This is a genomic window from Emticicia sp. C21 (assembly GCF_003418935.1).
Lineage (GTDB): Bacteria > Bacteroidota > Bacteroidia > Cytophagales > Spirosomataceae > Emticicia.
The window spans coordinates 468,085-492,085 of sequence record NZ_QVMT01000001.1; the positions used below are offsets into that span (position 1 = coordinate 468,085).

21 protein-coding genes are annotated in these 24,001 nt (G+C 38.1%); 12 read left to right on the forward strand and 9 right to left on the reverse strand.

Going from position 1 to position 24,001, the window contains the following annotated elements; all coding sequences use genetic code 11:
- Positions 1–7: 7 nt before the first annotated feature.
- A complete protein-coding gene (locus tag D0T08_RS01985) occupies positions 8–2,869 on the forward strand; it encodes a PVC-type heme-binding CxxCH protein (protein WP_116980886.1) in 2,862 nt (953 codons plus the stop codon).
- A gap of 51 nt (positions 2,870–2,920) precedes the next feature.
- Here the strand turns inward: D0T08_RS01985 and D0T08_RS01990 are convergent, their stop codons facing one another.
- Positions 2,921–3,331, reverse strand: a complete 411-nt coding sequence (locus D0T08_RS01990; RefSeq protein ID WP_116980887.1) for an OsmC family protein — start codon at positions 3,329–3,331, stop codon at positions 2,921–2,923.
- 201 nt (positions 3,332–3,532) lie between these two features.
- Between D0T08_RS01990 and D0T08_RS01995 the strand changes: the two genes are divergently transcribed.
- Positions 3,533–4,222 carry a hypothetical protein gene (locus D0T08_RS01995; RefSeq protein ID WP_147322688.1) on the forward strand — a complete coding sequence of 230 codons (690 nt, stop codon included), beginning with the start codon at positions 3,533–3,535 and terminating at the stop codon, positions 4,220–4,222.
- Between the two features lie 226 nt (positions 4,223–4,448).
- Entirely contained in the window at positions 4,449–5,123 is a 675-nt protein-coding gene (locus D0T08_RS02000; RefSeq protein WP_116980889.1) for a hypothetical protein, read from the forward strand.
- Here the strand turns inward: D0T08_RS02000 and D0T08_RS02005 are convergent.
- Positions 5,102–5,476: a VOC family protein gene (locus D0T08_RS02005; RefSeq protein ID WP_116980890.1), complete on the reverse strand. Its 375-nt coding sequence runs from the start codon at positions 5,474–5,476 to the stop codon at positions 5,102–5,104. The two genes, D0T08_RS02000 and D0T08_RS02005, sit on opposite strands and share 22 nt — an antisense overlap.
- Before the next feature lie 140 nt (positions 5,477–5,616).
- Entirely contained in the window at positions 5,617–6,108 is a 492-nt protein-coding gene (locus D0T08_RS02010) for a cytochrome c (protein ID WP_116980891.1), read from the reverse strand.
- Between the two features lie 144 nt (positions 6,109–6,252).
- Between D0T08_RS02010 and nuoL the strand changes: the two genes are divergently transcribed.
- Genes nuoL through D0T08_RS02025 form a run of 3 tightly spaced genes read left to right on the forward strand, consistent with a single transcriptional unit; the run spans position 6,253 to position 11,434 of the window.
- A complete protein-coding gene (gene nuoL, locus D0T08_RS02015; RefSeq protein WP_116980892.1) occupies positions 6,253–8,313 on the forward strand; it encodes an NADH-quinone oxidoreductase subunit L in 2,061 nt (686 codons plus the stop codon).
- Between the two features lie 33 nt (positions 8,314–8,346).
- Positions 8,347–9,924, forward strand: coding sequence for a NuoM family protein (locus D0T08_RS02020; RefSeq protein ID WP_116980893.1), 1,578 nt, complete (start codon positions 8,347–8,349; stop codon positions 9,922–9,924).
- 46 nt (positions 9,925–9,970) lie between these two features.
- Positions 9,971–11,434, forward strand: a complete 1,464-nt coding sequence (locus D0T08_RS02025) for an NADH-quinone oxidoreductase subunit N (protein ID WP_116980894.1) — start codon at positions 9,971–9,973, stop codon at positions 11,432–11,434.
- A 2-nt stretch (positions 11,435–11,436) separates the two neighbouring features.
- Here the strand turns inward: D0T08_RS02025 and D0T08_RS02030 are convergent, their stop codons facing one another.
- Positions 11,437–12,516 carry a hypothetical protein gene (locus D0T08_RS02030; RefSeq protein ID WP_116980895.1) on the reverse strand — a complete coding sequence of 360 codons (1,080 nt, stop codon included), beginning with the start codon at positions 12,514–12,516 and terminating at the stop codon, positions 11,437–11,439.
- Positions 12,517–12,686: 170 nt separating this feature from the next.
- On the opposite strand from D0T08_RS02030, the gene D0T08_RS02035 reads away from it, so the two are divergent.
- From D0T08_RS02035 to D0T08_RS02055, 5 genes are all read left to right on the forward strand, one after another.
- Positions 12,687–12,923: a hypothetical protein gene (locus D0T08_RS02035; RefSeq protein WP_116980896.1), complete on the forward strand. Its 237-nt coding sequence runs from the start codon at positions 12,687–12,689 to the stop codon at positions 12,921–12,923.
- 168 nt (positions 12,924–13,091) lie between these two features.
- Positions 13,092–14,450: an amidohydrolase family protein gene (locus D0T08_RS02040; RefSeq protein WP_116980897.1), complete on the forward strand. Its 1,359-nt coding sequence runs from the start codon at positions 13,092–13,094 to the stop codon at positions 14,448–14,450.
- A gap of 139 nt (positions 14,451–14,589) precedes the next feature.
- Complete coding sequence (locus tag D0T08_RS02045) at positions 14,590–16,149, forward strand: acyl-CoA carboxylase subunit beta (RefSeq protein WP_116980898.1); 1,560 nt, start codon at positions 14,590–14,592, stop codon at positions 16,147–16,149.
- A 245-nt stretch (positions 16,150–16,394) separates the two neighbouring features.
- Entirely contained in the window at positions 16,395–17,420 is a 1,026-nt protein-coding gene (hemH, locus tag D0T08_RS02050) for a ferrochelatase (RefSeq protein WP_116980899.1), read from the forward strand.
- Between the two features lie 93 nt (positions 17,421–17,513).
- Positions 17,514–18,296 (forward strand): hypothetical protein, encoded by a 783-nt coding sequence (locus D0T08_RS02055; RefSeq protein WP_116980900.1) that lies wholly within the window; start codon positions 17,514–17,516, stop codon positions 18,294–18,296.
- Between the two features lie 61 nt (positions 18,297–18,357).
- Here D0T08_RS02055 and ggt read toward each other — a convergent pair whose 3' ends face one another.
- On the reverse strand, positions 18,358–20,052 hold the full coding sequence (ggt, locus tag D0T08_RS02060; RefSeq protein WP_116980901.1) for a gamma-glutamyltransferase: 1,695 nt from the start codon (positions 20,050–20,052) through the stop codon (positions 18,358–18,360).
- A 389-nt stretch (positions 20,053–20,441) separates the two neighbouring features.
- On the opposite strand from ggt, the gene D0T08_RS02065 reads away from it, so the two are divergent.
- Positions 20,442–21,224 (forward strand): DUF4344 domain-containing metallopeptidase, encoded by a 783-nt coding sequence (locus D0T08_RS02065; protein WP_116980902.1) that lies wholly within the window; start codon positions 20,442–20,444, stop codon positions 21,222–21,224.
- 45 nt (positions 21,225–21,269) lie between these two features.
- On the opposite strand, the gene D0T08_RS02070 is transcribed toward D0T08_RS02065, so the two are convergent.
- The 4 genes from D0T08_RS02070 to D0T08_RS27500 all read right to left on the reverse strand — a co-directional run bounded on the left by D0T08_RS02070 (position 21,270) and on the right by D0T08_RS27500 (position 23,660).
- Positions 21,270–22,532: a DUF6515 family protein gene (locus D0T08_RS02070; RefSeq protein WP_147322689.1), complete on the reverse strand. Its 1,263-nt coding sequence runs from the start codon at positions 22,530–22,532 to the stop codon at positions 21,270–21,272.
- A 264-nt stretch (positions 22,533–22,796) separates the two neighbouring features.
- Positions 22,797–23,105: a hypothetical protein gene (locus D0T08_RS02075; protein ID WP_116980904.1), complete on the reverse strand. Its 309-nt coding sequence runs from the start codon at positions 23,103–23,105 to the stop codon at positions 22,797–22,799.
- 49 nt (positions 23,106–23,154) lie between these two features.
- Positions 23,155–23,442 carry a hypothetical protein gene (locus D0T08_RS27495; protein WP_116980905.1) on the reverse strand — a complete coding sequence of 96 codons (288 nt, stop codon included), beginning with the start codon at positions 23,440–23,442 and terminating at the stop codon, positions 23,155–23,157.
- A 59-nt stretch (positions 23,443–23,501) separates the two neighbouring features.
- On the reverse strand, positions 23,502–23,660 hold the full coding sequence (locus D0T08_RS27500) for a hypothetical protein (RefSeq protein ID WP_158561171.1): 159 nt from the start codon (positions 23,658–23,660) through the stop codon (positions 23,502–23,504).
- Positions 23,661–24,001: the final 341 nt, after the last annotated feature.

The window sequence follows — 24,001 nt, forward strand, 5'->3', positions numbered from 1 at the left end:
ATAAATTATGTATTTCTCTAAGAAAGCCCCTGCTATCTTCTCGGTTAGCGCTGCCTTAGTACTGGCTACCGCCTTTGCGCCTACCCCTGACGACGACAAAAACAAACTCTATGTACCTGACGACCTTGAAGCCACCCTTTGGGCCGAAACACCCATGCTACATAACCCGACAAATATGGATGTAGATTACAAAGGTCGTATCTGGATTACTGAGGCTGTAGATTATCGAAACTTTAATACCAAGCCAGGAGAGCGTATTAATAATGAACAACAGGGTGACCGTGTGGTAATTCTGGAAGATACAGATGGAGATGGAAAAGCAGATAAATCAAAGGTTTTTGTACAGGATAAAGATTTGGTAGCTCCTTTGGGTATTGCCGTAATTGGTAAAAAGGTTATTGTTTCGGCCGCCCCTAATCTGATAGTATTTACCGATGAAAATGGTGATGATGTACCTGACAAAAAAGAAATCCTGTTAAAAGGTTTTGGAGGTGTCGACCATGACCATTCTTTACACTCGGTTACTGCAGGGCCGGATGGTAACTGGCATTTTAATACAGGGAATGCGGGGCCGCACAATGTAACCGATAAAGGCGGTTGGACACTCCGCTCAGGTAGCTCTTATTATGGCGGTACACCTTACAATAAGTCTAATCAAGGAAATCAGAAATCAGATGATGGCAGAGTTTGGGTGGGAGGTCTGGCTTTAAGAATGGATACCGAAGGCAAAAATCTGAAAGTAATGGGGCATAATTTCAGAAATAGCTATGAAGTTGGCCTAGACTCTTATGGCAATATGTGGCAGAATGATAACGATGATCAGGTGATTACCTGCCGCGTGAGTTACTTAATGGAAGGAGGTAATGCAGGCTATTTCAGCGCTGATGGTACACGTTTCTGGCAGGCGGACCGTCGACCGGGACAAGAGATGTTTACAGCCCATTGGCATCAGGAGGACCCGGGTGTACAACCTGCGATTGATAATTCAGGTGCAGGTTCGCCAACAGGTATAGCTTTTTATGAGAGTGATGCTCTTGGTGAAAACTACAGAGGTACTTTATTGAGTTGTGAAGCGGGTAGAAATGTGGTCTTCTCTTACCAACCTACCATTCAGGGTGGTGGATTCAAGATGGAACGCCATAATATGATTAGCTCTTTCCCTAAAACTCACGACCACTATATATGGCATGATACCAGTGAAGATGTAAGAAAATGGTTTCGCCCAAGTGATGTAGTAGCGGGTACTGATGGTGCCATTTATGTAGCCGATTGGTATGACCCCGTAGTAGGTGGCCATGCCATGCACGATAAAAAGGCTCACGGTCGTATTTTTAGAATCACTCCTAAAGGCAAAAAACTGACTCCCCCAACTATTGATTTAACAACCGTACGAGGACAAATAGAAACTTTAAAGAATCCTGCCATAAATGTACGCAATTTAGGATTTGAGGCACTTCGTAAAGGTGGTCATGTAGCAGAGGTTAAAAGATTACTTAAAGATTCTAATCCTTATATACAGGCAAGAGCCGTATGGCTATTATCGAAAATGGATGAAGAGGGTGTAAAAGAAGTAGAGAAAGTATTGGATAATCAAGATATCAATCTAAAAATAACTGCTTTCAGAGCATTGCGACAAGTAAAAACAGACATTTTACCTATTGCTGAAAAATTATCGACTGATAAAAATGTGGCTGTCAGACGTGAAGTGGCTATTGCCTTACGTGACTTACCTCTGGCTTCTATCAAAGGAATTGTTAATAATCTGGTAAAGGCATATAATGGAACAGACCGTTTTGAGATAGAAGCTATCGGACAAGCATTAGATGGTAAAGAAAATGCCTATTATCAATCTATCAAACCTACTTTATCAAAAGACCCAACCACCTGGAATGAGCCTACAGCTACATTAATCTGGCGTTTGCATCCGGTAGAAGCCATCAATGATTTAAAACTAAGAGCAAGTGCCCGTAATCTAAATGAAGCCCAAAGAAAGCAGGCGCTCACAGCTTTAGCCTTTATCAAAGATAAACGTGCAGTGATGGCGATGCTAGATTTAACTAAAAATCCATTCAAAGATGTATCGGAACAAGCTTTCTGGTGGGTAAATTTCAGAAAGACTAATGATTGGGCAGATTTAATGGACTGGGAGAAGGCAGCAAATACCCAAATGTCGGCACAGCAAAAACAGATGCTAGGCTTAGAAAAACAAATGTTGGATAAAAAGCAGCCACAGGCAACCAGAGAAAAAGCGGCAGAGAAATTGGCAAATGATGGAATTGGCGGGAAAATGCTGTTGAGTTTGGCAGGAGAAAATCGCCTGCCAAAAGAAGTAAGAAACGTTGTAGCAGCAAACATTTTTAATAATCCTGATAAATCTATACGTATGATGGCCAGCGATTATTTCTTACGCCCAAGTGGAAAAGAAATTTCAGTAAACCTAGCCCTTGAAATGCCATCGGATATGAAGAAAGGTTATGAGGTTTTCAGAAAAAACTGTGCAACCTGCCATAAATTCGATAAAGAAGGGGCTGAAATAGGTCCGGAATTAACCCAGATAGGAAAGAAATTTGATAAAGCAGGTTTGTTGGATGCCATCGTGAATCCATCGGCTAGTATGGCTTTTGGCTATGAGCCATTGATTGTAACGACTAAAGATAAAAACACCTATTATGGTTTTCTGGTAGGTGATGGAGAAACACTTACCCTAAAAGACGTGGCAGGGCAACTTACCAGTATCAAAAAAGCTAATATAGCCAGTCGTAAGCAATTGAAAAACAGCCTGATGCCTGAACCCTCATCAATGGGACTGAAAGAAAAAGATTTATCTGATCTGGCAGGGTATTTATTGAAATTGCCTTTGGCAGAATAAAAAAAGCCCGCAATACTCTTTTGGTATTGCGGGCTCTATCAGGATTACTGCTTAAGCCAAAGTAGCATCAACAGTTATTTTGGTATTCAACAATTTAGAGATTGGGCAATTTGCTTCAGCATCCGCTACCAATTCATCAAATTTTTCTTTCGAAATATCAGCAACTTTAGCAGTTAAAGTAAGGTGGGAAAGAGTGATTTCTCCGTTTTCAAAAGTAATCTCACATTTAGTTTCCAGGTTTTCAGGAGTAAAGCCTGCACCTGAAAGGTTGAAGCTCAATTTCATGGTAAAACAACCAGCATGAGCCGCTGCCACTAATTCTTCAGGGTTGGTACCAACTCCTTCTGCAAAACGGGAATTGAACGAGTATTGAGTCTGATTTAAAACTGTACTTTGTGTAGTCAGGTGTCCGTTGCCTTCTTTACCTGTTCCTTGCCAAACGGCTGTAGCGTTTCTTTTCATTTTGTTGAATTTTTAGATGTACAAAATTTGCGATGCAAAAGTAAGACTTTTGTCGGTTGAACAATCAGAATTAGCTTAAAGTTATTGCTAATTATTTTTCTGTTTTTAGACTAATAGCTAAGAAGTTTAGTCTGAAATTTTTACAATTAGCAAAAAAAAGGTATTTTCGATTAACAATTATTCTACTTGACTGAATTTAAAATGCCTATTAGACTAAAACTAATCTATTTACTCTGTTGTTTGATTGATGCTTTAGCTTTCTCATTTCATCAAAAATGGCTCATTCCTTTTGGCGCTTTACCAGTGCTGTGTTTAATTACATTCTATTTTTTAAGACGCAAAGGAGAATATAAATTGAAAGATTATACTTATACCTTTGCACTTGTAGCAGCAGCCATGGCAGATATAGTATTCGAGTTCAGAACTATGACCGCTAAAGTGATAGCCATGATTCTCTATGTATTTACTTTTTCGTTCTTTACTGCTACTATCCGCAAAGAAGCTGTTTTTACTGGCACTTCAAAGGAGTTATTAAAAATGATTCTGCATCTTTTGCTTATCTTGTCTCCTTTTTTCCTTGTCTTTTCAAAAATACCTACCGATTACTTCTTTTCCTCTATCATTTATATGGTATTTTTATCATTATTATATGTAAATGCGCTATTACGCAAAACTAGCAAAAAAAGCTATATATGGTTTTTGGTAGGTGTCTTAGCTTTTGTTTCAGTATCTGTTACTGACATTTATTTTGCTTTTGTTATAAAAGTCCCTTACGCCGACCTTATTAATAAACTACTTTATCAGTTTGCTCAATACGCTATTTTTGTAGGTGTTATTAAAGCCTATAAGCACTCTCCTGCATTTTCAGTAAGAGATGAAGATTTCAGATAATTCTACACATATCTCATTTGTGGATCTTTCACCACTATTATTGAAATAATCCTATTATTTCAATTAATTCTTCAAAAGAAATTGTCTTTATATTAAAAAAACATCTCAATAAATAGCTTGTAATCATTAACAAGTCATAAGCAATTCTTAACCAGAAGTTTGGAACGATTTTTTACATTTCACAAAAAAATACTATTTTTGTTTAACAATTGCTTGATGTCCTGAAATGCCTCTCAAACTAAAACTGATATATATACTTTGTTGCTTAATTGATGCCATTGCTTTCGCTTTTCACCAGGACTGGGTCGTCTTTCTTGGCGCATTGCCTCCGATTTGCTTACTTAATTTTTATACTTTAAGACGCAAAGGTGAATACAAATTAAAAGATTATACGTACACAATTGGCCTTGTATTAGCTATTGTAGCCGATATTATTATTGAATTCAATAGTGTTACGGCTAATGTATTGGCCTTAGTCTTTTATATGCTAAGCTATTCATTCTACATTGCTACTGTTCGGAAAGAAACCGTCTTTACGGCTTCTTCCAGAGAGGTTTTAAAAGTAGTTGTTAATATGCTGCTTATCATTTCTCCGATATTATTGGCCTTTTCAGCAATTCCCTCTGATTATTTTTTTGCTTCTATGCTTTATATGGTTTTTCTGGCTTTATTATATACTTCGGCTCTTTTACGAAAAACCAACAAAAGCAGTTATCAATGGTTTTTATCAGGTGCTTTGGGGTTTGCTGTACTTACCGTTTGCAAAGTCTATTTTACCTTTATTTTCAAGATTCCTTACGGCTCTGTTATTATTAAAATCATCTACGACTTTGCACAATATGCTACTTTTATGGGTGTTATTAAGACCTTTAAGAATTTCTATCCCGCTAGCGAAAAGTGAGGATTATAAATAAATCCGATTACATTTCCCCATAAATCTTTTACAGCACTTACTATAATGCCTCCACCAACCTCAGTGGGTTCTTCGAAAGATGTTGCGCCATTGTCTATTACTTTTTTGTAAATCTCTTCTACATTTTCAACACCCCAATAGGTTATTACGCCATCTGTTTTGCTATCGCTTTTGGCATCTGGTTGTAAACCTAATTCGTAGCCACCTACATTGAAACCTACGTAGAATGGTTCATCAAAATAAGGTTCAATGCCAAATACTTCGCTATACCAGGCTTTGGCTTGGTCGATATCGCTTACTCTGTAAATGGTGGTTCTTAGACCTAATAATGGAGAGTTCATGTTTTTCTTGATTGACTGAATGAGAGAATGAGTGAATTAATGATTCGTGTAACTATAATTAAAACATAATTCAGAATTCAAAAATAGGAATCTATTCCGATAAATTTACTTATCGAATTATTAAATAAATAAGTGATTACCTACGGTAAAGCCAAAGGCATAGCCTTATCGCTCTCAGCCAAATATTTCAGAATCGCATCGATGTCTTCATCTGTAAAATTGGGAAAAGCTGTCATCTGGGTTCTATTAAACTTTTCGTAAAGCGCATTAGCATATTTGTCTTTGCTATCTAATACTTTCTGCGGGTTTCTTATCCATTTTCTTAGCCAACCAATATCTCTTCTACTTTCTATATCTGCTAAACCCGGCCCTACAATTTGTTCATTAGTTGGTGCGTGGCATTGGGCACAATTATCTTTAAATAAGGCTTTACCTTTAATAGCAATTGAAGATAATGGTTCATTAATATTTGGTTCATTTGTGACAGTTGCACAACCAGGTAGCGGTTCAGGAGATTGATTATTGATATAATAGAAGGCGGTGGCTGCGAAAATTACCCAAGAAAGACCAAAGAGTATTGCTAAAGTTTTGAATAATTCTAAAACTTTGACGAGCGTTTTTTGTGTATCCATTATAGAAGTGTTTTTAGTCAAATTGATAACATCGGTTCCATAGATTTAGTGCTATGGGTTGATAAAATAAAGACAATTTTAGCTTCATCGGTTGCTTTATAACTCATTAGGTAAGATATTTGCAAAAATACCTATTTACTCTTAATGTCTGCCGAACAAGTTATACTCATAAACTTATTGTTATACTTAGTAGGATTTTCGTTTTTATTATTCAAACGAAACACTTTAAGTGAACAATCTGTTGGTTTGCTTTCGGTAACGCTCAATGTTATAGGTGTACTTTTCTCGATGGGTATTCGCCTGAGTGATATTATGGGCGACGTAATACACTACGACTGGTTTTATATCGGCGATACGCTCTTCAGTATTGATATTATCTTCAACGACCTAACTTTTCTGATGTACTTTCTGGTGCAGTTTATAGCACTTTGGGTACAGGTTTTCTCATTGAAATATATGTCGGGCGACCCAAGCTTCGGGCGATACTATGCCTATATCAACCTGTTTATTCTGGCAATGGTAGGTATAGTTGTATCGGGGAATCTGCTCATGATTTATATGTTCTGGGAGTTGGTGGGAGTTTGTTCGTATTTACTGATTGGCTTCTGGTACGAAAAACAATCAGCTACCAATGCAGCAAAAAAAGCCTTTCTGGTGAATCGTGTGGGTGATATTGGCTTTCTGATTGGTATATTTCTGATTTACCGTTATTTCGGCACTTTTGATATTAGCTTGATTGTTGAAAAAGCCAAGTTAATTCCGCAGGCTTCATTCAATAATCCTTATTTAACTACTATAGGCTTATTGATTTTCTGTGGTTGTGTGGCCAAATCAGCCCAATTGCCTTTACAAGTATGGTTGCCCGATGCTATGGAAGGTCCAACACCTGTTTCAGCATTGATTCATGCCGCTACTATGGTGGCTGCGGGGATTTTTTTGATGGCAAGGGTTTTCCCGATTCTTACGCCTGATGCACTTCTGGTGATGGCAATAGTAGGAACGCTCACGGCATTTTTTGGTGCTTGCTCAGCACTTAACCAATATGATATTAAAAAACTTCTTGCCTACTCTACCATCTCTCAATTGGGATTGATGGTAATTAGTCTGGGTATAGGCGCAGTCAATGCGGCACTTTTCCATCTGGTGACGCATGCGTTTTTTAAAGCAGGTTTGTTTTTATCAGCAGGAGCTGTCATTCATTATGCGCATCATCAGCAAGATATGAGACATATGGGAAATATGCGTAAGCAAATACCCATCATTTTCTATTGTTATACTATCTGCGCAGCGGCTCTGGCTGGGATTCCGTTATTTTCTGGTTTCCTGTCAAAAGACGCAATCATTGTAGCATCTTTTGAGTGGGCAGCTAATCAACCCTCGCAACTCTATTTTATTATTCCCGCGGTTTGTCTGATTGTATCAGGTATGAGTGCCTATTATATGATGCGTCAGATTTATCTGGTTTTTCTGGAAAGAGAAGACAATCCATTAGAATTAATTTCATCAGGAGCAGTACATTTCTATAGAAACATCGCTAAACGCATTGAAGGAATTGTAAAAGTTGAGGATGAGACTAATGAAGATGACAAACTTACAATAGAGTCATTTTATGAAGCAATTTCTGTAATAGGTCCCATGGAATTATCTGTAATTGTGATGGCTATTGCGTCTATCGGCTTTGTTTTTTCGATAAACCCTTTTTATGCTGAGAGCAGTTGGTTTTTCGAGACCTTCCCGCATGAATCTAAAAATTATCACTGGATAGCCTATGTGGCTATTCTTGTATCGCTCAATGGAGTTTTGCTAGGCTATATTTATACCAAAGAAGAAAGCTATAGATTAGATAAATATAAAACCCAGCCGGATGGATTTATTGCAAGGCTGGTATTTCATAACTTTTATCTAAGCCAACTCTATCAGGCTATATTTGTGAATCCTATGGTGTGGATCAGCCCTATTTTACACAAATTTGACGGCATCATTATTGATGGATTTGTGAATCTGATGGCTAAGATATTTGTGGGCATTTCTGTAATAGTTCGTTGGATTGAAGAGAATATTGTGGATGCTTTTGTCAACTTCCTTGCGAATATGACCGGGAAATCAGGAAATTATACAAGACAGATACAGAACGGGAAAGCACAGACCTACATCATTACGATTTTTGTTTGTCTGGTTTTAATCATAGTCTTATTAATTATATAACCTAAAACAAATTCTCTTTCTGAGAATCGTGGCATGAATAATATTTTACTTTCAACACTTATTTTTCTTCCGATAATTGCGGCAGCTTTGGTGTTGTTATTGCCTAATGCTTACAAAGATTCGTTTAAATGGATTTCTATATTAGTAAGCATTATCAATCTTTTAAACATTTTCACCCTATATAATACTTTCAACCGCTCACTCTCTACCTTTCAATTTCTGGAACAATATGAATGGATAAGAATGGGTCTGGGGAATCTGGGGATAATATCTATTAATTATATTCTGGGTGTAGATGGTATCAACCTGTCGATGGTATTACTATCAGGTATTGTGTTTCTGGTGGGTGCTGTCGCTTCGTTTAATATTGAGCATCGCCCTAAGGCTTATCACTCCTTGTTTCTTCTTCTATCGGGCACTGTAATTGGTTGTTTTGTAGCACTTGATTTCTTTTTGTTCTTTATTTTCTTTGAGTTCATGCTATTACCGATGTATTTTCTGATAGGAATATGGGGTGGAGAACGCAGGGAGTATTCAGCCATTAAGTTTTTCATTTATACATTCGTTGGTTCAATTTTCATTCTGATTGTAATGATTGGCCTGGCCATGTCTGTTAACGATACTTTCTTCTCACAGGAATTAGGGACGGTTGTTCATACTTTCGATTTCAGATTTTTAGGAGATTTCAAAAACTATATTTCAGGCTCATTGCTTTCGCCAGATAGCATACAGCTGATTTTTGGCATTCCAGCACGTATGTTTGCCTTTATTCTGTTGCTGATAGGATTTGGTATTAAGTTGCCAACAGTACCGTTGCATACATGGCTACCTGATGCACACGTAGAAGCTCCTACTCCTGTATCTGTGATTCTGGCAGGTGTATTATTGAAAATCGGTGCCTATGGTTTTATAAGAATTGCTTATGGGTTCTTTCCTGATATGGCTTTTGAATGTACCTATGTTGTGGCAGGCGCAGGTGTATTATCAATCATTTATGGAGCCTTTAATGCCTTGGCACAAGAAGATTTAAAGAAAATGATAGCCTATTCATCGGTCTCTCATATGGGTTTTGTATTGCTGGGTTTATCTTCTATGACAGCCGAGGGTGTCAATGGAGCTATTTATCAGATGTTCGGGCACGGTATCTTATCTGCCATGCTATTTCTGATTGCCGGCGTAATTTATGACCGTACCCATAATCGTTTGATAGATAATTTCAGAGGACTTTCTTCCAGAATGCCTCTTTATACAGTGGCCGTTACAGTCGGTTTCTTTGGGGCTTTAGGTCTACCGTCTCTACCGGGTTTTGTGGGTGAGTTTTTTACGCTGATGGGTGGGTTCCAATCAAAAGTATTGCCTGACTGGGTACCTATGTTAGCTACCTTAGGCTTAGTGCTATCAGCAGGCTATTTTCTGTGGACATTACAAAAGATGTTCTTCGGGAAATTCTGGGTCAACCGCAATCATGAAAACCATATGAAAGATCTGGATATCAGAGAAATGGTAATGCTTTATGGTTTAGCGGCCTTGGCTGTGATATTTGGTATTTTCCCGAATCTGATTTTTGATATTAGCGGCGAAACCGTCAAACTATTTTTACAAAAATTTTAAAAGAAAATGTAGCCTCATGCGCTAGTATTGGTAGATAATACAGGTAATGCTCGAAAAACTTTCACATATTTTATTCAGTACAAGGCTGTTGCTGCCGGAATTGGTCTTTGCAGGGGTATTTCTAATCATTGTCACGATTGTTGCTTTTACGAAAAAATCCTACCATAGTCATAACCTGTACAATACCCTTACTATCAGCATTCTGATAACAATTGGCTTTGTTTTTTATGTGTTTCTGAGTTTTTTAGAGCAGTATTTTGATTCGGGGGTAGTGTTGTTTCACAACCTTATCTACCTTGATAAGCTAAGCATTTTCTTTAAACTCATCATTACTGTTTCGGCCATTGCAGTAATACTGCATTTATGGATTATTGGCTATAAAGTGGTTGGTGAGTTTTATGCTATTTTTCTGGCGTTAATTCTGGGGCTTTTTGTTATGAGTATGACTACCCACTTCCTGATGCTTTACGTAGCTTTAGAAATGGTGTCTATCTGCTCTTATATTCTGGTAGCTATTAATAAGTCGAAATCTAATTCGGAAGCGGGAATCAAGTACTTATTGACAGGTGCTACGAGTTCGGCAGTTATGTTATATGGAATTTCGTTGCTCTATGGCATGACAGGCACGTTGAATTTTGGTAGTCAGGAATTTGCTACTTTTCTAGGTCAGAATCCCTCATGGGTAGCCAATGTTGCCGCATTTATGACTATTGGCGGTTTGCTATTCAAATTATCTGCCGCGCCATTTCATAGCTGGACACCCGATGTTTACGAAGCCACACCTACTCCTATTGTGGCCTTTCTTTCAATAGCCCCTAAGGTAGGAGTTATCATTGTGATGGTTCGTTTCCTAAGCGGATTGAGTATTGATTTCAGATTGATTCTATCTATTGTTATTATTGGCTCTTTATTTATTGGAAACCTATCTGCTTTATGGCAGAATAATACCAAAAGAATGTTGGGTTATTCTACCATTGCACATGCAGGGTTTATGCTTGTAGGGCTTTTAGCGCTTAGCCAGTTTGGGGTACAATCAGCTATTTTTTATGTAACTACTTATTTATTCATCACTCTATCAGCCTTTCTTCTGGTTGATTTACTGGCACTCAAAACCGAGAGTTATGAATTAGAAAGCCTGAAAGGATTAGGACAAGAAAATATTTTTTTGGGTTTATCTGCAGTAGTTATTATGATTGCTTTGGTAGGCTTCCCTCCTACTGTTGGATTTACAGGAAAGCTCCTGATATTTACCGCGCTATGGGATTCCTATCAGGATTCAGGTAATCAGCTTTTGTTAATAATCTTAATTATCAGTTTATTAAATACAGCCATTTCGGTATTCTATTATTTGAGAATACCTTTCTACATGATTTTCAAAGACCCAAAAGGTGGCGCCAGACGTTACAGCCTGGATATACCCAAGAGAGTTTTCCTGCTTATTTTTATTGTACTCCTTGTATACCTGTTTATTAAGCCTGACCTCATTATGGATATGATTGAAATGTTGTAAGGCTATTTCAACCGTGTTAGCTTCATAATCAAAGAATCTTTCTGGTACATTCCCCGCATTACCATGGTGCTGTCTTTTATCTGATAATTGAGTTTCATAGAATCAACCTTGTTGTTGGCATTCTGAAGGCCAATTTTAACCAGATGTTTAGGTTCATCTACTTCGTATTGGCCATGCAAATCTTTTGCATCATTGAATTGATAAGGATTGAATTTAATCAGGCAACCATACCGCCATTCAAAATAAATCTTAGACCAAGTTGAATCACTTGTTGCTATTGATGGAATCATTGTTTTATTGTGCATCGTGATTTCATCTACTTTCCATACGCCATGAATAGCAGATTTAGGCTGAATACTTCCCCTAAGCAGATAGATATGTAAAAAAGCGCCACCTATGACAATTACCCTAATTAGATTCAAAACAACCGTCTTTTTATTGAAATAGAAGTACTCTTTGTAAGACAAAAAGGCATAGACCAGTTTATCTACATCCAGAAACATCAGGAAAATCAGGATAAAAGTATAATGCAATGAATTATAATAAGCCAGCGGAGAAATCTGGTAGAAATGATCTATAAAATCAATATTTACCAGAATCGGCAATAAGATAAAGGTTGCCAATAACCGCGTTTTACGAAAAATCAGAAGAATGGCACCAGCCACCTGCATGGCTCCCAGAATAAAAGCAAAAGTAGGTGAATAGCCAAAGTATGTCCAGGTAAGCCAGAAACCGTTTAACTCTCCTACCGGACTTTCCAGAATAAAATTAGGTGCCTGAAATTGTGTTTTTAATATCTTAGCTGCTCCGTAAGTGGCTATCTGATGTGCCGCATAAAAGGCAATAATCGGCTGAAACCATTGGTGTAAATCTGTTTTCTTAATGAATTTATGCCAAACATAAGCCAGTCCCGCACTCAAAGCAAGCAATACTCCGCAAACAATCCAGATGAGTTTAGCATTGGTAACAACCTGCATTTGTATCCCGGTAGCGAAATCGAAATACTGGGTAAGACCAATGATAACCAGTAGCATAAAAAAGATCTCGAAGAACTTCAAGAAGTAGGATTTGTTAGATTTCATGTGGGGATATAAAGTTGATTGAGGCGGGAAAATTAAGCCAAAACCTTTAAAATTTCAAATTTCGACTAAAGTTTTGATTGAGTACAACAGTATGATTATACCAAAAACATCCCTAAACGCTTTGAAAACAGAAGCTGAAAGCCGAAATTTATTGGTTAACAATTATTGCCATGCACGAAGAGAATAGAGTTAATAGAGATATAAAGGAATATAGATTTAAACGGGTAGTTCCGCAGTCTTTTAAGATACCACCTACTCAATTGGAATCAGAAAAGGTTACCAATATGGTGGGAACCTTTTTGAGCGAGGGCAGCAATGGTTTCCGAATACCAACCACTAAAATGTCATCGAAAAAGGTTACCAATATGGAGGGAACCTTTTTGAATGACGGTTGTCACAACAATTGAGATTTCAGGAATATGAGAAGTGATTTTATATTAGGTAGATTAAAAAAGTTAATCAATTTTGGAGTAAGAATAGATTTATAGCCATTAATTTTTCTCTATATTGCAATACATTTTCTAAAAAAGAAACTTACTCCACTCTACATTTATGATTCTCTAACATCTATTAACATGAAAAAACAACTCTTACTATTCATTCTATTTGTTTCATTTATCAGCCAGGCACAACAGCCGATTGATTCGCGCCAAAAAGAGATAGTATTTACCAATGTTTCGGTGATTCCTATGACTTCTGAAACCGTTTTGAACAACCAGACTGTGGTGGTGAAAGATGGTGTGATAGCTAACATAGGTTCAAAGGTCAGTTATGATAAAAATGCCTTGGTTATTGATGCCAAAGGTAAATATCTGATGCCTGGCTTAGCCGAAATGCACGCTCACGTGCCACCTACGGATGATATCAAGGCCATAAAAGACGTGCTTTTGCTCTTCGCAGCTAATGGGGTTACGAGCATCAGAAGTATGTTGGGGCATCCGCTTCATCTGGAGGTGCGGAGTCAGATAAAATCAGGAGAAATATTGGGGCCTCGTTTGTATACTTCTGGCCCGTCTTTCAGTGGCCAAAGTGTAAAAACTCCGGAAGAGGGCATTGAAAAAGTAAGAAACCAGAAAAAAGCTGGCTATGACTTTATGAAAATGCACCCGGGCATTACCAAAAATAATTTTGAAGCGATTGTGAAAACCGCTAAAGAAGAAAATATACCTTTTGCAGGCCACGTATCTTTTGGTGTAGGTGTCTGGCGCTCGGCTGAGGCAGGTTATGCCACTATCGACCATCTGGATGGTATTATAGAAGCCATGATGCCTCGACTAGATACCCTGACAGAGGCAGAAGCAGGTTTATTTGGCTTATATGTAGGGCATAATGCGGATGTATCAAGATTAGATAAGGTTCTGAAAACTATCAAAGATAATAATGTATGGATAGTGCCAACCCAAACACTGGCAGAACATTGGCAATCTCCTAACCGTACATCTAAAGACTTATTATCATGGCCAGAAATGAAATATATGGACAAACCGACACTTGATGGTTGGGAAAGATCGAAGAATAGTACCATGAAAAATGCTCAATATAAACCAGAGTCGGTATTGAAATTTATTGATGTGAGACGTAGAATTATTCGCGAATGTCAGCGTCAGGGAGTTGGGTTATTATTGGGTTCAGATGCTCCTCAGGTATTTAGTGTGCCGGGGTTTTCTTTAAAACATGAATTAGATTATCTGGTGCAATCAGGTTTGACACATTATCAGGCTTTGCAAACGGGAACTGTTAATATTGGTAAGTTTTTCAAGAATGATAACCTTGGGGTAATTAAAAAAGGAGCGTTAGCTGATTTGGTTTTACTTAATGAGAATCCTTTGAAAGACGTAACAGCTGTTGGCTCGGTACAGGGTGTTATGCTTGACGGGCGCTGGTTAACCAAAAATGATATTGATGATATGTTGAAGAAGTTGGTGAAGAATTAATATAATCATCATTTTATCATGAAATTATAGATTATAATTATTAATCGTCCGAGAAAACCTAAATAAAAATATATCAAAAAGAGACATTTTCATTTCAGTTTTCTTAGTTTTGCTCAATTCATAAGACTCTGAACCAGGTATGCCATCAAAATCAAATCTCGAAAAGCTACAAATACTTGACCGTAAAAATGCTGAAGCCGAACAAGGTGGAGGAAAGAAAAGAATAGAAAGTCAGCACGCTAAAGGAAAACTCACTGCCCGTGAAAGAATCGAATTGCTATTAGATGAGGGCTCTTTTGAGGAAATAGGCAAGTTTGTCATGCATCGAAGCAAAGATTTTGGGCTTGATAAAGAGTACTATCTAGGTGATGGAGTTGTGACAGGTTATGGTACTATAGCAGGCCGCCTGGTCTATGTTTTTGCTCAGGACTTTACGGTATTCGGTGGCTCATTATCAGAAACCTATGCCGAAAAAATCTGCAAAATTATGGATATGGCCATGAAAAATGGCGCACCTGTGATTGGTTTAAATGATTCAGGTGGAGCAAGGATTCAGGAGGGCGTTAATTCATTGGCCGGTTATGCAGATATTTTTTACCGCAATACCTTAGCATCGGGAGTTATCCCTCAGATTTCGGCCATTATGGGACCTTGTGCCGGTGGAGCTGTTTATTCTCCTGCTTTGACAGATTATATATTCATGGTGGAAAATACCTCATATATGTTTGTAACAGGGCCAAACGTGGTAAAAACCGTTACGCATGAAGATGTAACATCAGAAGAACTGGGTGGGGCTATTACCCATGCTACTAAATCGGGTGTTACACATTTTGTGGCAGCAAACGAGGTGCAATGTATCAATGACATCAAAAGATTATTCAGTTATATTCCATCCAATTGCGAAGATCAGCCGCCTTTTGTGCCGTATGAGCCTGATGGTATTGAAAAGCGCCTTAAGTTGGCTAACTTATTACCTGAAAACCCCAATCAGCCTTATGACATCAGAGAATTAATTGAGGAATTAGTTGATACTGATAGTTTTTTTGAAGTACACAAAAGCTTTGCTGAAAATATTGTGGTAGGCTTTGCACATATGGGTGGACGCAGTATAGGTATTGTTGGTAATCAACCCTCTGTATTAGCTGGGGTTTTGGATATTGATGCGAGTATCAAAGGGGCAAGATTCGTTCGTTTCTGCGATTGCTTTAATATTCCATTGTTGGTTCTGGAAGACGTACCCGGATTTTTACCCGGTACAGACCAGGAATGGAACGGCATTATTATGCATGGGGCGAAACTGCTTTATGCTTTCTGTGAGGCTACTGTTCCGCGTATCACAGTTATTACCCGTAAGGCTTATGGTGGTGCATACTGTGTGATGAACTCTAAGCATATTGGCGCTGATATGAATTATGCCTGGACATCGGCTGAAATTGCTGTAATGGGTGCAGCCGGGGCAGCAGAAATCATTTTCCGGAAAGAGATTAGCGAAGCATCAGACCCGAAGGAAGAATTGCAGAATAAAGTGGATGAATATACCGAGAAATTCGCCAACCCATATAAAGCTGCACACAGAGGTTATATTGACGAGGTGATTAAACCGGAAGATACAAGAGAAAAGTTGTTGAAAGCTTTTAAGATGCTTGAAAACAAAGTAGATAGTTTGCCGAGGAAGAAACATGGGAATATTCCTTTGTAATAGCTTTGGGACGAACTTCCAGTTCGTCAAAACTCGGAGAGTTTTATAAAAGTTTACGAATAAAGTAAAATCTCAATCGGAAGTTGCTTAGTTTATTATGAAATTCTCCGAATTTCAGCGAACTGGAAGTTCGCTCCACAATTTATTAAAAATTGTAGTTACCTTTGCGTACTGATTTTATTTACGATTAATTATTGAATCTTTAGAAAAGACACTGCGCTTTTCAAAAATTTGTTATCTCAAATATGCTTGGAAAAACCGGAGTATTAATAGTAAATTTAGGTACACCTGACACTCCGAATGTACCTGATGTAAGAAAATATCTACGTGAATTTTTAATGGATGGTCGGGTAATAGATATTCCTTATACAAACCGCTGGTTTCTGATTAATCTAATTATTGCCCCTTTTCGTTCGCCTAAATCTGCTAAGGTATATCGTGAGTTATGGACTGAGCAAGGTTCGCCATTAAAAATTTATGGTGAAAGAAACGAAAAACAATTGCAGGAAGCATTGGGCGACGAATATGTGGTAAAATTAGCCATGCGCTACCAGAACCCCAGTATAGAAAAAGGGCTGAAAGAATTGCAGTTGATGGGTTTAAGCAAAATTATTGTCGTGCCATTTTTCCCTCAGTATGCCTCTGCTTCAACTGGGTCTGTTTATGAGGAAGTGATGCGGATTATTGGACAATGGCAGGTCATTCCACAGCTCAAATTTGTCAACTACTTCTATAATCATCCGAAATTCATCAAAGCCTTTGCTGATAATGGCAGGAGACATCTGGAGAAGGGCAATTATGAATATGTAGTTTTTAGCTATCATGGTTTGCCTGAAAGACAGATGATTAAAGCTGATTGCACAGGCAATACCTGCAAGCTTAATAGCTGCTGCGATACCATTCATGCCTTTAATCAGCATTGTTATCGTGCCTCTTGTTATGAAACAACACGATTACTGGTGAAAGAATTAGGTTTGAAAGAGGGGACATATACAACCAGTTTCCAATCGCGTTTAGGTAAAGAACCTTGGATTCAGCCATATACTGATAATATAGTGAAAGAATTAGCGCAAAAGGGAATAAAGAGAGTATTAGCTTACTCTCCTGCTTTTGTGGCCGATTGTTTAGAAACAACCATTGAAGTAGCAGAAGAATATAGGGAAATGTTTGAGGAACATGGTGGAGAGCACTGGCAATTAGTAGAAAGCCTGAATGATTCGAAAGAATGGATTGATTTACTGACTGACCTGGTGAAAGAACAAGAAAATTAGAAGAGAGAATCAATGATACAAAGCCTGTGGTAAACAAAAGCATGGGCTTTTTAGTTTTTAGGCATAAAGTCCACTCACTGAAAACTGTATCTTATGAATCGTATCTCTATATGGGCAAGCCGTAACACCAAAAAGGCCATCACATTTATTATTATTATTGAATTTGTCAAAAGCATAATCGGGTTTGACATTGGTCATAATTTCTTGCCTACTTTCTCATCCGGCTTTATTGAATTAGCTGTTTTAGGTCTGGTTTTTCTCATCACATTTGTTCAAGCCAATTATAAGTATCAAATACAAAATCTTAATAAAGAAGCACATCGGCAACTTCGGTTAAGGAGTACTGGTATTTTATTTTTAAGCAGTCTTTTGCTTTCAATTCTGGCAGGTAATCATTTTAAAGAATTAGGTTATTCTATTAATAGTCCTTTTGCGACTAATGCTGCTGTTAGTATGTCTGCTGATAGCGTGCTAACTACAACCACAGTGGCAAAAGAGAAGAAACAGACTGCCAAATATAAGTTTCGTTTATTTGCTAATAAAACGGCTGATGACGACCCCTATAGTAATCGTCGAATTGGATATGTATTATTATTTTTGTTGAGTTTGGTACTTACTTATGTGGGCTTATATCTAACTTGTGGTATTTTATGTAGTGGCTATGGAGTACTAGCGTTGTTAGTCTTTATAACAAGTCTGGGTGTCTTTTCCGGAGGGCTTTACTTCCTGATTAAGGCGTTTAATAAACCTGTGAAACCTATCTCTACTATGACCGGGCAAGAGAAAAGGAAAGAGCGCAGGAAATTTCTACTTATCTGGGGTATATTGAGTCTAGCAACGGGGATATTCTTATTGATTACTAATTCTTCAAATTAGCTTATAAAAAAGAATCCTATCCCGAAGTTATTACTGGGGTAGGATTCTTTTAGATTCTTATCTAGAACCCTGCGGCATGGCCGTCTTTGCGTGGGTCAGATGCTCCGGTAAAGGTTTTTCGTTCTGGGTCATAGCGGATAGCCTGATAGCCCCCATACAAGCCTAAAATATATCCAACTTTATGTCCTTTTTCCATAAGGCCTCTTACGGTGGAATAAGGGAATCCTGATTCCATGGTAATCATGCCCCCATCAATCATTTTTTCTCCGGTTGGCTCTGATGAGCCCTCGTGATTCAAACGAGGAGCATCACCAGCTTCCTGTACATTCATACCGAAGTCTATGATATTCATTACAATCTGTACATGTCCTTGTGGTTGAAAAGCGCCTCCCATTACACCAAAACTCATATAAGGTTTGCCATCCTTTGTAATAAACGCTGGAATAATGGTATGGAAAGGGCGTTTGTGCGGTGCATAGGTATTGTTCTCTCCTTCTGTCAAACTATACATTTCGCCTCTATCCTGAAACATAAAACCTAAACCGTCCGCCATCATACCTGAGCCAAAACCTCTATAATTACTCTGAATCAATGCTACCATATTGCCTTCTTTATCGGCTACTGTCAGGAAAATTGTATCCCCATCTTTCAATGCAGGGTTTCCCGCTTCATAATTAGCTGCGGCTTTATTCGGATTAAGTAGTTTACGTCTCTCAGCTGCATACTCTTTTGAAATCAATTGTTTAACCGGAATTTTGGCATACTCTGGGTCGGCATAGTATTTAGCACGGTCTTCAAACGCTAATTTCTTGGCCTCCGTAAACAAATGCACATGTTCAGTACTGCCATATGGTATTTTTGAAAAATCATAACCCTCTAAAATATTCAGCATTTGAAGTACGCAGATACCTTGTCCATTTGGTGGTAGTTCCCAAACATCATAGCCTCGGTAATTGGTCGATACTGGGTCTACCCAAGTGGATGTATGGTCGGCGAAGTCTTTGGCTGTCAGAAAACCACCATTCTTCTTCATGAATGCTTCAATACCTTGCGGTATCTCACCTTTGTAAAAAGCATCACGACCACCTTTGGCAATTTTCTCCAAGGTATTGGCCAAATTAGGATTTCTGAATATATCGCCTTTTTTAGGTACTTCACCATTCGGATAATAATGCTCTTTTACATTCGGGAACTTACCATATAAACGTGGTACAGCCACTAACGAACTAGCTAATTCCCCATGTACAGGAAAACCATTTCTACCGTAAGAAATGGCGTGAGATAGAATTTTCTCCATTGGCAGTTTGCCGAATTTCTTATGCAATTCAAACCAACCATCTACACAACCAGGTACGTTAATTGGTAGAGGACCAGTAGAGGGTAAATGTGTTAATCCACGTTTTTTAAGTTCTGCTAAGGTAAGGTTATAAGGTGAGCGGCCAGATGCATTAAGCCCATATAATTTCTGTGTTTTGGCATCCCACACAATGGCAAATAAATCACCACCGATACCATTCATATGCGGTTCTACTACTCCCTCCATGGCATTGGCAGCGATAGCTGCATCAATGGCTGTACCTCCTGCTCTCAGAACTTCGATAGCGGCTTGTGTGCTGAGGGGGTGAGAGGTACAGGCTACCCCATTCTGAGCAATTACTTCGGAGCGAGTGGCCTTGACACCCCCGTAAACACGGTCTTGTGGACGGGCTGATTGATAGATGGATAATAGCATAATACAAAGGAGGATTTTTTTCATAGTAGGTTTATTGGTTAAATAAGTCGTTATTTTCAGCTATATTGTTTGATTAGTTCAGTCTTGGTAATCTTTTATAGTTGGTGGGATTTACTTTTTTTAAATGAATTGATTTAGACAAATATACTATTTTTCTTTATTGATTAGATTTGTTGGTTTTGAATCGATTGTTAAAATTCGTCTATACAACTATTTTATGCGACGAGTGGTTATCATAGTCATTATCTGCTTTGATTAACTTATTTTAACAGTTCTTTAATCAAAATATCTTTGTTCATAATGTTAGTATTATGTTTTTTTACGTTTTGAAGATTAGGCATGTTTTATATTAAATCAAATGTAAAAAAGCGAGTTGGACACAACTGTCACTTGACTCGCACCACATTTTGTTTATGAAATTCTGGATTGTTATTTTTATTTATTGCTGCTTTTTCACTGCTAATGCTCAACATGCTAAAATGAATGACTATGGCGATGTGAAGGTAGTCTGGAATAACCATATCAAAGATTCTGTTTTCAGAGATTTTCAGGAGGGCATCAAACGCACTAAAATATTAGACGCCATCGCCAGTGACATCAACGGTTATCTGGCTTTGCCTGAAGACTTGTACATTACTTTTGACGAGTGTCAGAGTAGTAATGCTTTTTATGATGAAAGCAGCAAAAAAGTAACCATTTGCTATGAAATGGTTTCTTATCTCTACGAACTATTCAAAACCAAAACACAAGACCCGGTACAGTTGAGAGAGATGGTGATTAATACCACTCTTTTTATTTTCTACCACGAAATGGGGCATGCTTTGATAGATTTGATGGATTTGCCAGTAACCGGAAAGGAAGAAGATACGGTCGATAACTTTTCTATCTTTCTGTTGGCCGATGGTAGTAGAAAAGGCTCTTTAGCAGTATTGGATGGCGCAATAGCCTTTTATCTGATGGGTGAATCAGAAAAGAATATTCCGTTGAAAAATCTGGAATTATGGGATGAACATTCGCTTGACCATCAGCGCTTTTATCATATTATTTGTATGTTGTATGGTTCTAATCCTACACAGAATAGGGCCTTGGTTCGCAGGAAAATGTTGCCTATGTCAATGACCAGCCGTTGTATAGAGGATTATCAGAAAATTAAGAAAGGTTGGCTGAAAGTACTTGAACCCTGGATAAAAAAATAGGGAAACGCCAATCGGCATTTCCCCGTGTTTTAGATGCAAAGTAGCTTAGTAATTATAATCTATTTTGATTACTTCGTACCAGATCTCTCCTTGATACACTACTGCTTTATATTGCACACCATCTACTATATAATAGGTTTCTCCGTCAATTATTACTTGTTCATATCCATCAGGAATACTTTCAACCAAAGCCCCTACTGGCGGTGGCACTACCTCATACTCATTACCGATTGGTCTGTAATAGGTGCCATTGTAATAATGATAAGGGCGACCAAAGAAAGTATATATCTGACACTCTATTGGTAACATACCAATTCTTAAACCAATTGGTGGGAGCGAAACAACATAGGTATCTCTATAAGGTCTGTAATAGATACCATTGTAGTAACTGTAGTTAATACCACCATAATAGACTGGTAAACAAGACGTTGGCAAGACTCTTACATAACTATTGCGACGCGGCAGGTTATAATATCTCCAGCTTGGGCTACCATATCGACCATTAAATCTTCTGCTATCGTTATCATATCTATAACGTCTATCATCGTATCCTCTGCGGTCGTATCTGTTATTATCTCTTCCGCCTCTATTATCCCAGCCGCCTCTACTGCCATAATTGTTGTCTCTGCCAGTATAAACTCTGCTTCTGTCGTTGTTATCTCTACTACCTCTGGTATTGTTATCCCAACGGTTTCTATCGTTGTTATCTCTTCCACTACGGTCAGCATAGGTTCTGTTCCTGTCACCATCGTTATCTCTTCCGCCTCTACCGTTTCGGTTGTTATCATCACCTATATTGTCATTTCCTCTACCAACACGGTCACTATCAGGTCTTGGCGACTCCACTCTTCTACCCTCCGTATGAACATCAGGGCGAGTCTGAATTCTGTCAGGACGATTCAGGCTGATACCTCCTCTATCTTCTCTTCCTACTGAACCTCTATCTGGAAAAGAACCTCTGCTTTCTGACCTTGGTGATTCTCTTGGTGTTTCCACTCTGCTTCCGCGGCTTTCACCTCCTCTGTTTCCAAAGCCACCACCTTCGTTGCCACCTCGACTCATTGAGATTCTGTCATTGCCTCTATTACCTCGGTCAGAGGAGCCTCTTTCAAAGCCACCACTTCTTTCGCTCCTTTCACTTCTACCACCGCCACCGTTCCCCCCATTTCCGCCTTCTCTATCTCCTCTCCTGCCTTGAGCAAAGGTATCGATAGTGCTAAGACTCAAACCTGCCATCAACAAGAGTGATGCAGCAATACCTCCCCTCTTCATCGATAAGAGCGCAGGTTGTATAGCGATTTTTTCCATTTCTTTCATTTTCTCCTTAATTATAGCTTATAGATGCTAATATTACATAAATGGTTTAATCTGCTTTATATCGTTAACAATCATTAACAATATACAACCATTTAACAGAAAAATCCTTCCACGTCATTTAACATACTAAAACTTTTTATTTCAAAAAACTACTCCTAACTCAATTGATAACGCTGATAATCAGAAGATTATTCTATGAGACCATTAGTATCATCTATAACTAGACGTCTGCATCAATTCTCACAACCACCTGTCTTAGCAGTAAATATCCTTAATCAAAAAGGTTCCCACCATATAGGTAACCTTTTTCGATTCCGTTTGAGTGGCTGAAACTCTAACAAATTCCGAAACTTCCTGCTGATAATTATAACCAGTCGCTCTTTTGTACAAGTCTCCGGTGCAAACCACGTTCAAAAAGGTTCCCACCATATTGGTAACCTTTTTCAATGCTACATAAGTGGCTGGTACTTTCACCAACTCCGAGAATACCCGCTGGTAAGTATAACCAATCGCTCTTTTAAATAAGCTTCCGGTGCAATCCTTGTTCAAAAAGGTTCCTACCATATTGGTAGCAATATAGTGGTTGGTATTTGGAAAATCTCACTGTCTTCGTTCAAAAAGCACCCACCATATTGGCTACTGTTTCTGATGCCTTTTTAGTGGCTAAATCCTGCATTGCGGTTGCGTTCTTTCTTTTCTCTGCCTCCATTGAAATATTTATTATGTGGATGGCTAGTTGTGGACCGCTAGTTGTTATCCAAGACCAGGCAGCCACGTCTGAGCGTTTACTAAATTTCCAACTTTGGCTTGTTTTTTCAAATCGTTTGAGAAGTTTTTTGGAATAATCAGACTTTTGGAGGGGTAGACAGAAAGTATCAACAAGCACAAACAAAAAAGCCATCTTAATAAAGATGGCTTTTTGCTACAACCCTAACCACTATGATGAAACAAAATTCTACTTTAATATCTTTTACGTTGACCAAACCCTCCACTTAATCCGGTAGAGTGATACAGTACATATATACCTAGCAACAACAATACACCAACTAAAAGGATTTGTAGCGGGTAAATCATGGCTATTTTGTTGAGACTATTTCCAATTTCTAAAAGCGTAAACATTTTCTTATATATTATCAAGTTGAATGAACGATACAAAGTTCTGAAACTCTCCTGGAATATTTTAGCGTAAAAACCCCTGATCTTTATACGTGTTCTACGGTATTTTTCAAAAACTTTTTCAGAATGTAATAAAAAGTAGATATTCTGAAAAAAAATAGGCTAGTACGAAACACCTAAACATAAAGATCATAGAAGCAAACTCCCATTCTCTGGATTCAAAATTACTACTACTAAGACGTAAAATTTCTATGAATGATACAGAATATACGAAAAATTTTATTGTACGGTTGCATATTACCATTTAATAATAAATTTTCTGGTTTTACACCTTCTACTTAACC

Bases quoted from the DNA above. Each gene is read 5' to 3' on its own strand.
- ggt (WP_116980901.1), bottom strand. From the start codon at position 20,052: ATGAAAAAAATCCTCCTTTGTATTATGCTATTATCCATCTATCAATCA.
- D0T08_RS02025 (WP_116980894.1), top strand. From the start codon at position 9,971: ATGCTCGAAAAACTTTCACATATTTTATTCAGTACAAGGCTGTTGCTG.
- D0T08_RS02030 (WP_116980895.1), bottom strand. From the start codon at position 12,516: ATGAAATCTAACAAATCCTACTTCTTGAAGTTCTTCGAGATCTTTTTT.
- D0T08_RS02040 (WP_116980897.1), top strand. From the start codon at position 13,092: ATGAAAAAACAACTCTTACTATTCATTCTATTTGTTTCATTTATCAGC.
- D0T08_RS02075 (WP_116980904.1), bottom strand. From the start codon at position 23,105: ATGGTAGGAACCTTTTTGAACAAGGATTGCACCGGAAGCTTATTTAAA.
- D0T08_RS02020 (WP_116980893.1), top strand. From the start codon at position 8,347: ATGAATAATATTTTACTTTCAACACTTATTTTTCTTCCGATAATTGCG.
- D0T08_RS02035 (WP_116980896.1), top strand. From the start codon at position 12,687: ATGCACGAAGAGAATAGAGTTAATAGAGATATAAAGGAATATAGATTT.
- D0T08_RS01985 (WP_116980886.1), top strand. From the start codon at position 8: ATGTATTTCTCTAAGAAAGCCCCTGCTATCTTCTCGGTTAGCGCTGCC.
- D0T08_RS02005 (WP_116980890.1), bottom strand. From the start codon at position 5,476: ATGAACTCTCCATTATTAGGTCTAAGAACCACCATTTACAGAGTAAGC.
- D0T08_RS02055 (WP_116980900.1), top strand. From the start codon at position 17,514: ATGAATCGTATCTCTATATGGGCAAGCCGTAACACCAAAAAGGCCATC.
- nuoL (WP_116980892.1), top strand. From the start codon at position 6,253: ATGTCTGCCGAACAAGTTATACTCATAAACTTATTGTTATACTTAGTA.
- D0T08_RS01990 (WP_116980887.1), bottom strand. From the start codon at position 3,331: ATGAAAAGAAACGCTACAGCCGTTTGGCAAGGAACAGGTAAAGAAGGC.
- D0T08_RS27495 (WP_116980905.1), bottom strand. From the start codon at position 23,442: ATGGCTTTTTTGTTTGTGCTTGTTGATACTTTCTGTCTACCCCTCCAA.
- D0T08_RS02045 (WP_116980898.1), top strand. From the start codon at position 14,590: ATGCCATCAAAATCAAATCTCGAAAAGCTACAAATACTTGACCGTAAA.
- D0T08_RS27500 (WP_158561171.1), bottom strand. From the start codon at position 23,660: ATGTTTACGCTTTTAGAAATTGGAAATAGTCTCAACAAAATAGCCATG.
- hemH (WP_116980899.1), top strand. From the start codon at position 16,395: ATGCTTGGAAAAACCGGAGTATTAATAGTAAATTTAGGTACACCTGAC.
- D0T08_RS01995 (WP_147322688.1), top strand. From the start codon at position 3,533: ATGCCTATTAGACTAAAACTAATCTATTTACTCTGTTGTTTGATTGAT.
- D0T08_RS02000 (WP_116980889.1), top strand. From the start codon at position 4,449: ATGCCTCTCAAACTAAAACTGATATATATACTTTGTTGCTTAATTGAT.
- D0T08_RS02010 (WP_116980891.1), bottom strand. From the start codon at position 6,108: ATGGATACACAAAAAACGCTCGTCAAAGTTTTAGAATTATTCAAAACT.
- D0T08_RS02070 (WP_147322689.1), bottom strand. From the start codon at position 22,532: ATGGAAAAAATCGCTATACAACCTGCGCTCTTATCGATGAAGAGGGGA.
- D0T08_RS02065 (WP_116980902.1), top strand. From the start codon at position 20,442: ATGAAATTCTGGATTGTTATTTTTATTTATTGCTGCTTTTTCACTGCT.